Raw genomic sequence first — 9156 nt, 5'->3', positions numbered from 1 at the left:
GCTCGACGCCCCCGGCGCGGGGTCGGGTCACGTGGGGTTACGGCATCGCGGGGAGGGCCGGGGTGAGGAGTCCCGGGACGCTCCAGCGCTGCGCCGACGTGCCGTTGCAGTCGAAGAGCGCCGGCCGCCTGGTCCAGGCGACGTCACCCCAGGGCATGTCCAGGCAGCGACCGGAGGCCGGGTTGTAGATGCTGCCGTCGGCGCGGGGAAGCCACCGCTGGTTGCCGCCGTTGTTGCAGTACCACATGGATATCTGCGTCCCGTTGGCCGTGCCTTCCTGGACCGCGTCCACGCACCAGCTCGCCGCCTGGATGGAGCCGTCGCCCTTGATGGCGAACTGCTGGGCGGGGGTTCCGTTGCATCCCCAGGTCTGGAGGCCCCGTGACGGCTCGCCGTTGGGAAGGTCCAGACAGACGTCGGGGCTCGCAGCGAACCGGATCGGACCCGTCGGGGTCGGCGCGACCGCCGAGTCGTGGACGGCCAGTCCGCCGATCCTGCCGTTCAGGAAGTTGCGCGGTCCGCTCTGGTACTTGTACCGCCCCATGACGAGCGAGCCCGAGGGAGCCGGGCTGGTGTTCGCCGGGTGGTGTCCGCTGGAGGCGAGCACACCGTTGACGTACAGGTTCATCATCCCGGTGGTCGCGTCGTAGCTGGCTGCCAGGTGGGTCCAGGTGTCCGCCTTGAAGGCGTTCGCCGGGGTGACGGTGGTGTTGTAGTGGTACGGCCAGCCGTCGGTGTCGTCGGCTGCCAGGGCGAAGCGCCAGTGGCCGGAGTCGGCCCAGAGCATGAAGGCGCTCCCGTGGACGGTGTCCTGGCTCACGATGACGCCGTCCGGGGCCGCCATCTTGGCCCAGGTGGTGATGGTGAAGCTCTTCCGGGTGTCCACGACCGGTCCGGCCGTCGTCACGGTGGAGTCCGTGCCGTTGAAGACGGCGACCTTGGCCGGGTGGCCGTCGACGGTGTCGTCGGTGTAGGTCACGTTGGCGGCGGTCCCACCGAAGGCGGCCGGGAAGCCCTTCGCGTCGGCCGTCAGGGGCCAGTGCGCGTAGGGCGCCTTGGTGGAGCCCCGTACGGTGTTCTCATCGAAACCGGTCAGCACACCGTCCGTGGCCACGCCGGCGTACGCGCTGAGCACGTTCTGCTGGTCGACCGCCCAGATGTCGGGGATCCCGTCGCCGGTCACATCGCCTTCGGACCCCACCCGCGGGAACGTGCCGAGGCTGAAGCCGACGCCGATCGGAGCCGTCGGGTTCGCGGCGACGCCGGTCACCACGGGGTACTCGCCGAGGGTGTCCTCGAGAACCGCTGTGGTCAGTGTGTACTGCCGGATCTCACCCGACTGGCGGTCGCGGACCCAGAGGCTCGGGGCGCTCGCGACGTCCTTGCCGATGGTGCGGGTGGCGCCCGGCACCATCAGGTCCTTGTTGTCCCAGTCGCCGGTGTCGACCTTGACCGGAGGGCGCAGCGCGACGGCCGACTTGGGCGGGTAGTACCAGAGGTGACCGGACTCCACCGCGAGCAGTCCGGTGGCCGAGGTGACCTGGCCGCTCGGGGTGCGGGTGTCGGTGACGGCACCGATCGGGGTGAGCTGGGAGGTGTACTTCCAGCCGACGTTGTTGTGGTAGCCCGTGCAGTCCGTCAGGGCCGTGCTGCAGTTCGGCCGGCTCTGGGCGCGCTGGGTGCCCAGGGTGAAGCGGCCGGGGTCGGACAGGGTGTTGCTGTAGACGAACAGCTGGTCGCCGCCGGTGCCGCCGATGACGGTCGGCTCGCGGTGGGCGAAGAGGTCGTCGACGTTGCGTCCAGGGTCCATCGAGCCTCGGTGGGAGACCCGGTAGTCCTTCCACGTCCGATCGGCGGAGACCTCCGGTGACTGTGCCACCGGGGCCGCCGTCCCGAACGGGGGAGGGGTGGCATCGCCGGGTGCCATGGCCCTGCCGAACGTGATCAGGTTGCCGGACGTGTCCGGGACGAGCATGTCGGGCCGCGCGTCACCGTTGGTGTCGCCGAAGGCCACCGGTCCGGGAGCCCAGGGCACGTAGAACGAGTAGGACATCGTCTGCGAGGAGTTGCCCGCCTCGTCCAGGACGCGGGCGTACAGGATGTTGGTGCCCCACTTGGTCGGGGTGGTCTTGATCTCGCCGACCGTCAGGCCCTTGGCGCAGGTGCGGGTCGCGCCGGCCAGTTGCGGGTCGTAGCCGTACTCGATGCAGGCCAGGCCCGAACCGCTTCCCGGGTCGGAGGCCGAGACCGGAATGCTGCCCTGCTGGTTCACGTGCAGCTGGGTCGTCCTGCCGCTGCCCGACGGGGGGAACTGGGTGGCGGGGTCGGTGAAGTCGCCGAAGGCCAGCGTCGGGGGCGTCAGGTCCACCCCGAAGTGGCAGGTGGTGCTGGCCGGACCGCGCAGAAGGCCGTCGTCGCCGTGGGTCACCCAGCCGTAGCGGTGCCCGTCCTGCAGGGTGCCGTACGGCAGGGTGTAGGACGCGTCGGAGCCGCTGGACACGAAGCCGGACCAGTTGGTGTGGGCGGTGGCGTTGCCCGCGCTCTCGTCCCAGACGTTCACCCACTCGGTCAGCTGGCCCTGGTTCGGGCTCTTCACCCAGGACGTCAGCGTGGTGTTGGTGCTCGTCACCCAGCCGTACTCGCTCGACGGAACGGCCCCGCAGGCGTTGGTGTCACCGGCGGTGACCCTGCGCGGCGTCGGCGTGGCGCGCGGGTTCTGCGGCGTGTCGGGCGGGAAGTCGTACTCGGTGCTCAGCGTGGCGTCGTACGAGAAGCGCTTGAAGGCGATCTTGTCGCCGGAGCCCTCGCGTCCGCGCAGGACGAAGGCGATCGGCTTGCTCACGTCCCGGATGGCGTCGCGCATCGCGCCGGTGATGTCGAAGTCGATTCCGATGTCGCCGTAGCAGGACTGGCTGTGCCCGTTGCCGGGGACGTCCTTGCTGCCGAGCCACTCCCGCACCTCGTGGTTGTTCCACGAGACGGACGAGTCGAACTCACGGGCACGGTAGAGCGTGACGGGGTACTTCGTGGTGCACGACCAGTCCGAGGAGATGTACTGGTTGACCCTCAGGGTGGCCCGGTTGATGTGCGCCCCGGTGTATCCGTGGATGTCGAACTCGTACAGGGCCCGCTCGATGCCGTACGGGCTCTCCCAGCCCTGGTAGCCCATGCCCGGCCGGTCGCGGTCGGACGAGCCGGTGCGGTCGAAGTTGCCGGTGCCGGTCCATGCCGACATCACCCAGGCGTGGTGCTGCTTGCCCCGGGCGTCCGGGGACCACGACGGGTCGACATAGACGGGATAGCTGGTGGCGGAGGCGTCGAGCAGCTCCGGCGAGGGCTTCATGACGATCGAGCCCGTCGACACCGAGGGTCCGGAGCTGTGACTTCCGGCCGGCGTCACCGCGGCCGAGGCCACCGGGATGTCGGCCACGGTGGCCGTCGTGCCGGGTTCCTCGGCAGTGCTCGGCCGGAGGTCCGGCGCGGTCCGGCCGTCGGCCGCCGCCAGCTTCGCCATGGCTCGGGCAGCCGGCGTACGCGCCGGGCCGGCGGACCACATCCGCGGCGGGGGAGCGCTGAAGACGGTGCTGTCGCCGCGGCGGGCCGACAGGTTGCCGTGCTCGTCCTTCCCCAGCGTCAGGCCCTTCGCCCGCGCGGGGAACACCAGCTCGCGCACCTTCGGGTTGGCGGCGGCGGCAGGGGTGTTGAGGACCAGGACGGTGCTGTATCCGCCCCACTTCGTGACGGTCACCTTGAGGTCGGTGTCCGGGGCGATGTTCCGGTACAGCGCTCCGCTGCCCTCGAGTTCGGGCTTGGGCAGCGGGGCCGGGAACGGCGAGTAGACCGCGAGGCTGCTGCCGTCGGACGCCGTCATCGTCGCCAACGGGCCCGTACCGCCACCTGAGATGGCCAGCGAGGCGCTGGCGACCGCGGGGCCGAGCGTGCCGTCGGCACGCCGGGTCAGGGTGTCGTCGAGCGCCGCCCAGGAGCCGTCCGCCCGTTTCACCCGTTGGACCTGGAGGCTGCGATCGGAGCGCAGCCTGCCCGCGGGGGTGGCCACCGTGGTGGTGTACTCGTCGGTCAGCTGCGGCAGGGGCACGTCCCTGCGGGTCTTCTTCGCCCGGGCCAGGGCGTCGAGGACGGCACCCCGGCGTCCCCCGGCGTGCGCGGCCTGCCGTTCGGCCGTGGCGATGCGCGCCGAAGGCGCGGGTGACGGTGTGGGCGTCGCCGCCTCCGCGGCGGCTGCCAGCGGCAGCGGAGTGGCGAGAGCGGCCACAAGTGACAAACTGACAAGCCCTATTGGCCCTCGGTATCGCGTTCCGCGGTCTCTTCGGGCAAGGTGGGTTGCGGTGGCCTCATCGCCGGACAGGTGTCGTCCGGGTCTGGGTACGGCGGACATGCGGGTCTCCCCCATGAGTAACTCCCCCTGGCGCACAGCTGCGCAGAGGTCAGCCGCACCCTGTCACCCGGCCATGGGCGCGACCAAAAGGTTCGCTTCCCGTTCCGCCCCGCATGCGGAATTGCAGAGCAATTGTCCTTCCTGTGAGATGAGTCACGCCTTGTATCGGTAGGTGGAGAGGCGGTCCACACCGCCGTCACCTGGTAGTTTCCGGTCGTTTCGGCCCGACGCGCCCATGGCGGTCGCGGCATTCAACTCAGCACACACCGGGGGAAGTGCCATGCCAGTCCATGGCTTGCGCCACTCTGCGCGAAGATCACGTCTCATATCGGCCGGCTCGCTCGTTCTGGCGCTCACGGCGTCCGTGCTCGCCGCGCCCGCGGCGCAGGCAGCGCCGCCCAAACCCGATTTCACCAGGCTGTGGAAGCCGCCGGGCACCCCACTGCCGACCACCGAATCCGTCGAGGTCCGGAGGGCCGCCACCCCGGCCCGAGCCAAGCCGCGATACCCCGTTCCTCCGCGCACCACGCCGGACCGGCGCCCGGCCGTGACCCGTGCGACGGGCGACGCCGAACTCGCCGGAGCCCGGCCGGGAACGGCCGTGCGCGCCGGCACACTGCCCCTGTGGGTAGAACCGGCGGCGCCGCACGGGAAGCGGACCCCGGCGGTGCGGACCGCCTCGCCGGCCCGCGTCACGGTCGTCCGCAGCGACGACAAGGCCGCCCGGGCGGCCGGTGTCGACGGCCTGCTGTTCGCACTGTCGGCACCGGCGGCCGAGAGCCCCCGTGCGATCAGGGTGGGCATCGACGTGGACGCCCTGCGCTCCGCCCTGGGTGCCGACTTCGCCTCGCGCGGACGCCTGGTGGCTCTGCCCGCCTGTGCGGCGACCACCCCCGCCGCGCCCTCCTGCCGCGTCCGCACGCCGCTGGTCGCCCGGTACGACAAGGCGGCAGACCGGTTGACAGCGGAGGTGCGGCTTCCCGCGGCCCCCGCGACGTCACCCGGCACGGCGCGCCGAAGCACCGTCACCAGGGCGTCGTACGCCGTGACCACGGCCGCCACCGGCACCGGCGCCTTCCTGCTCGCCGCCGAGACCGGAGCCTCCGGCGGCGGCGGCACCTACGCCGCGACCAATCTGTCGCCCTCCTCCGGCTGGACCGCCGGAGGGGCGTCCGGCGCGCTGACGTACGGCTACCCGGTTCAGATGCCCCCGGGGCTCGGCGGAGCCGTTCCGGCCGTCGCACTCGGCTACAACTCCTCCGCCGTGGACGGCAAGACCTCCGCGACGAACGCCCAGGCCTCCTGGATCGGTGACGGCTGGGACTACAACCCCGGGTTCATCGAGCGGAGTTACAAGCCCTGCGACAGGGCGGGCATCGCCGGATCGGGAGACCTCTGCTGGGGCGGTTTCAACGCCACCCTGTCATTCGGAGACCGCTCCGGTTCCCTGGTACGCGACAAGAACGCCGGAACGGCCGGCACCTCCGCCGACGCCGCCACAGGCGTATGGCGGCTGAAGGACGACGACGGAAGCAGGATCGAATTCCTCTCCGGCGCCGACAACGGTGCCCACGACGGCGTCCACGCCAAGCTGACGGACAGCTCGGGCACCGTCTACTACTTCGGAGCCAACCATCTCCCCGGCGGCGACGGCTCGGACCCGGCGACCAAGTCCGTGTCCACCGTGCCCGTCTACGCCCCGAACAGCGGAGACCCCTGCCACGACACGGCCAAGGGCAAGGCCTCCTGGTGCCAGATGTGGCAGCGCCTTTCGCTGGACTACAGCGTGGACCCGCGCGGCAACCTGACCACGTACACCTGGGCTCCGGAGATCAACTACTACGCCCGGGGCGGCGGCCAGAACAACGGCGACGGCACCCGCACCGCCTACACCAGGGCCACCACCGTGGCCTCCCTCGCCTACGGCCAGCGGCTGCCCGAACAGATCGCCGCCAAGGGCGCTCTCCAGCCCGCCGCACGCGTGCTGTTCACCACGCAGGAGCGCTGCCTCGCGGGCGGTACCGCCTGCGACCCGGTCAACCGCACCGTCGCCAACAAGGGCAACTGGCCGGACGTCCCCGTCGACCAGGAGTGCAAAGACACCGGGGCCTGCACCAATTACGGCCCCACCTACTTCAGCACCCGCCGCCTGACGGCCGTCACCACCCAGGTCCGGGTCGGGGGCGTGTGGCAGGACGTCGACTCGTACGCCCTGACCCACAGCTTCCCGGACCCCAAGGACAACAGCAGCCAGAAGGCCCTGTGGCTCGACTCGGTCCAGCGCACCGGACACACCGCGAACCCGGCCGTGAGCCTGCCGCCGGTCTCGTTCACCCCCGTCATGCTCCCCAACCGCGTCGACGGCACCGACCTCGTGCCCGCGCCGCCGCTGATGAACCGGCCGCGCATCCAGCAGATCCGCAATGAGACGGGCGGTGTCCTCAACGTCGACTACAACCTCCCGGACTGCTCCCGCGTCAACCACGTGATGCCGGCCGGCGAGGACGACAACACGCGCTCCTGCTACCCGGTCCGGTGGACCCCGCCGGGCTCCGTGGCGGGCGCCGACCCCGTGCTCGACTGGTTCAACCGGTACACGGTCAAGTCGTTGACGGAGAACGACACGGCCACGGACGCGCCGCAGCGCATCACGGCCTACACCTACGGGCCGGCGGGCTGGCACCGCGACGACAGCAAGTACACCGACCCGAAGGCCCGTACCTGGGGCGAGTTCCGCGGCTTCGCGACCGTCACCACCACCGTGGGCACCGGCACCGACGGGCCCAAGTCCCAGTCCCGCACCACGTTCCGGCAGGGCATGCACGGAGACGTCCGCAAGGACGGGTCCACGCGTGACGTCCAGCTCGTCGACGCCATCGGCCGGACCACACCCGACGCCGAATGGCTCGCGGGACAGTCGCTGCAGACCGAGACCTTCGACCAGGCCGGCGGAAAGGTGATCCAGCAGACGGTGGGCACCGCGACGGGAGACGTGGTCACCGCCACGCAGGGACGGGGCGACGGACTCCCGGACCTGACGGCCCGCTACAACGCCACGGTCGCCTCCTCCACGTCCCGCGCCCTCAAGGCGGACGGGACCTGGCGTGCCGTCACGCGGACGACCACCCGTGACGCCGGCCATGCCAACCGCACGGTCAGCACCCTGGAACAGGCCGACGGCCTGCCCGACGCCTGCGAGCGCGTCTCGTACGCCGACGGCTCGGCCACCGGCCGCCAGGACCTCATCAGCGAACGGCTCACGGTCTCCGGCCCGGACGCCTGCACCGCGACCCCGACCGCGGCGAACACCCTGAACCGCAACCGCATCCTGTACGACGGCCGGCCGCACGGGCAGTCGGGCACGACCTCCCTGCCGACCTCCGGCGAGGTGCTCGAGCGGTACGAGGCCGACGGCACGGCGGTGTTCACGACGGTCAACACGACCGCGTACGACGCCTACGGCCGCCCCACCTCCTCCACCGAGCCGGCCAGCACCGACCTCCAGCACCCGGGGGGCAAGAGCGACAGCACGTCGTACCGCTCCGACGCGCCGGGCGAGCTGCCCACCAGCACGGTGTACTCCGCTGCCGCCCCCGGCGTCGCCGGGGCGACCTGGGACACGGTCAACACCTTCGATTCCCGCCGGGCCCTGCCGCTGACCGCACAGGACCCGAACGGCCGTACCGTCGTGCAGCGCCATGACGCCCTCGGCCGCCTCACCCAGGTGTGGACGGCCGGGCGGTCACCGGAGAGCACCCCGAACGCCGACACGGTGTACAGCTACGCCACCTCCAACCAGACGGGCGTGCCGTCCACGGTGACCACGGCGACTCTGAAGCGCGACGGGGAGACCCCCGTGTACACGCGCAAGGTCGATCTGCTCGACGGGTTCGGCCGCACGCGCCAGTCCCAGGCCACTCCCGCCAACCCCGCCTACACCGGGCGGATGGTCAGCGACACCCGGTACGACTCCCAGGGCCGGGTCGAGCGGACCAGCAACACCTGGTACAACGACCAGGCGGCCCCGGGCGGCACCCTGCTGACCGCGGCCGACAGCGCCATTCCCTCCCAGACCCGTAACGCCCACGACGGCATGGGCCGCATCACGGCCTCGGAGTTCTGGTCCCTGGGCGTCAAGCAGCACGCCACGGTCACCTCCTACCCGGGAGCCGACCGCACCGACATCGTGCCCCCGCCGGGCGCCTGGCCCGCCGGCACGATCACCGACGCCCGCGGACGGGTCACCGAACGCTGGCAGTACCGCACACCGACCGCCACGGGGAATCCGGCGGACGCCGACATCTCCCGCTACACCTTCACCGTCGACGGCAAGCCGCTGACCCGCAAGGACGCCGGCGGCAACACGTGGACCTTCGGCTACGACGTGCGGGGCCGGCAGATCTCCGGCACCGACCCGGACGCGGGAGCGACCACCCGTACCTACGACACGGCCTCCCGGCTCGTGTCCTCCAAGGACGCCCGGGGGACGAACCTCGTCTACACCTACGACCTGCTGGGTCGTAGGACGGGCCTCTACGACGGCGCCGTGACGTCCGGCAAGCAGCTCGTCCGCTGGACCTACGACACCGTGGCCAAGGGCAAGCTCGCCTCGTCCACCCGATTCGTCGGCGGCGCCTCCGGACAGCAGTACACCCGCACCGTCCTCGGCTACGACGACGGCTACCGCGAGACCGGCTCCAAGATCACCCTGCCCGGCACCGACGTGGGACAGGCCGCCGGAACCACGTTCACCTACACGG

Annotated in this window: 1 protein-coding gene and 1 pseudogene; one reads left to right on the top strand and one right to left on the bottom strand. The window is 71.3% G+C overall.

The window, feature by feature from the left end:
• Positions 1–37: 37 nt before the first annotated feature.
• Entirely contained in the window at positions 38–4273 is a 4236-nt protein-coding gene (locus ACWGN5_RS41240) for a ricin-type beta-trefoil lectin domain protein (RefSeq protein ID WP_453524009.1), read from the bottom strand.
• A gap of 670 nt (positions 4274–4943) precedes the next feature.
• Between ACWGN5_RS41240 and ACWGN5_RS41235 the strand changes: the two are divergent.
• Positions 4944–9156 (top strand): annotated as a pseudogene (locus tag ACWGN5_RS41235) (polymorphic toxin-type HINT domain-containing protein); the annotation flags it as partial.

It is taken from the genome of Streptomyces sp. NPDC055815 (assembly GCF_053616475.1).
This window is presented reverse-complemented; position numbering and strand designations above follow the sequence as displayed.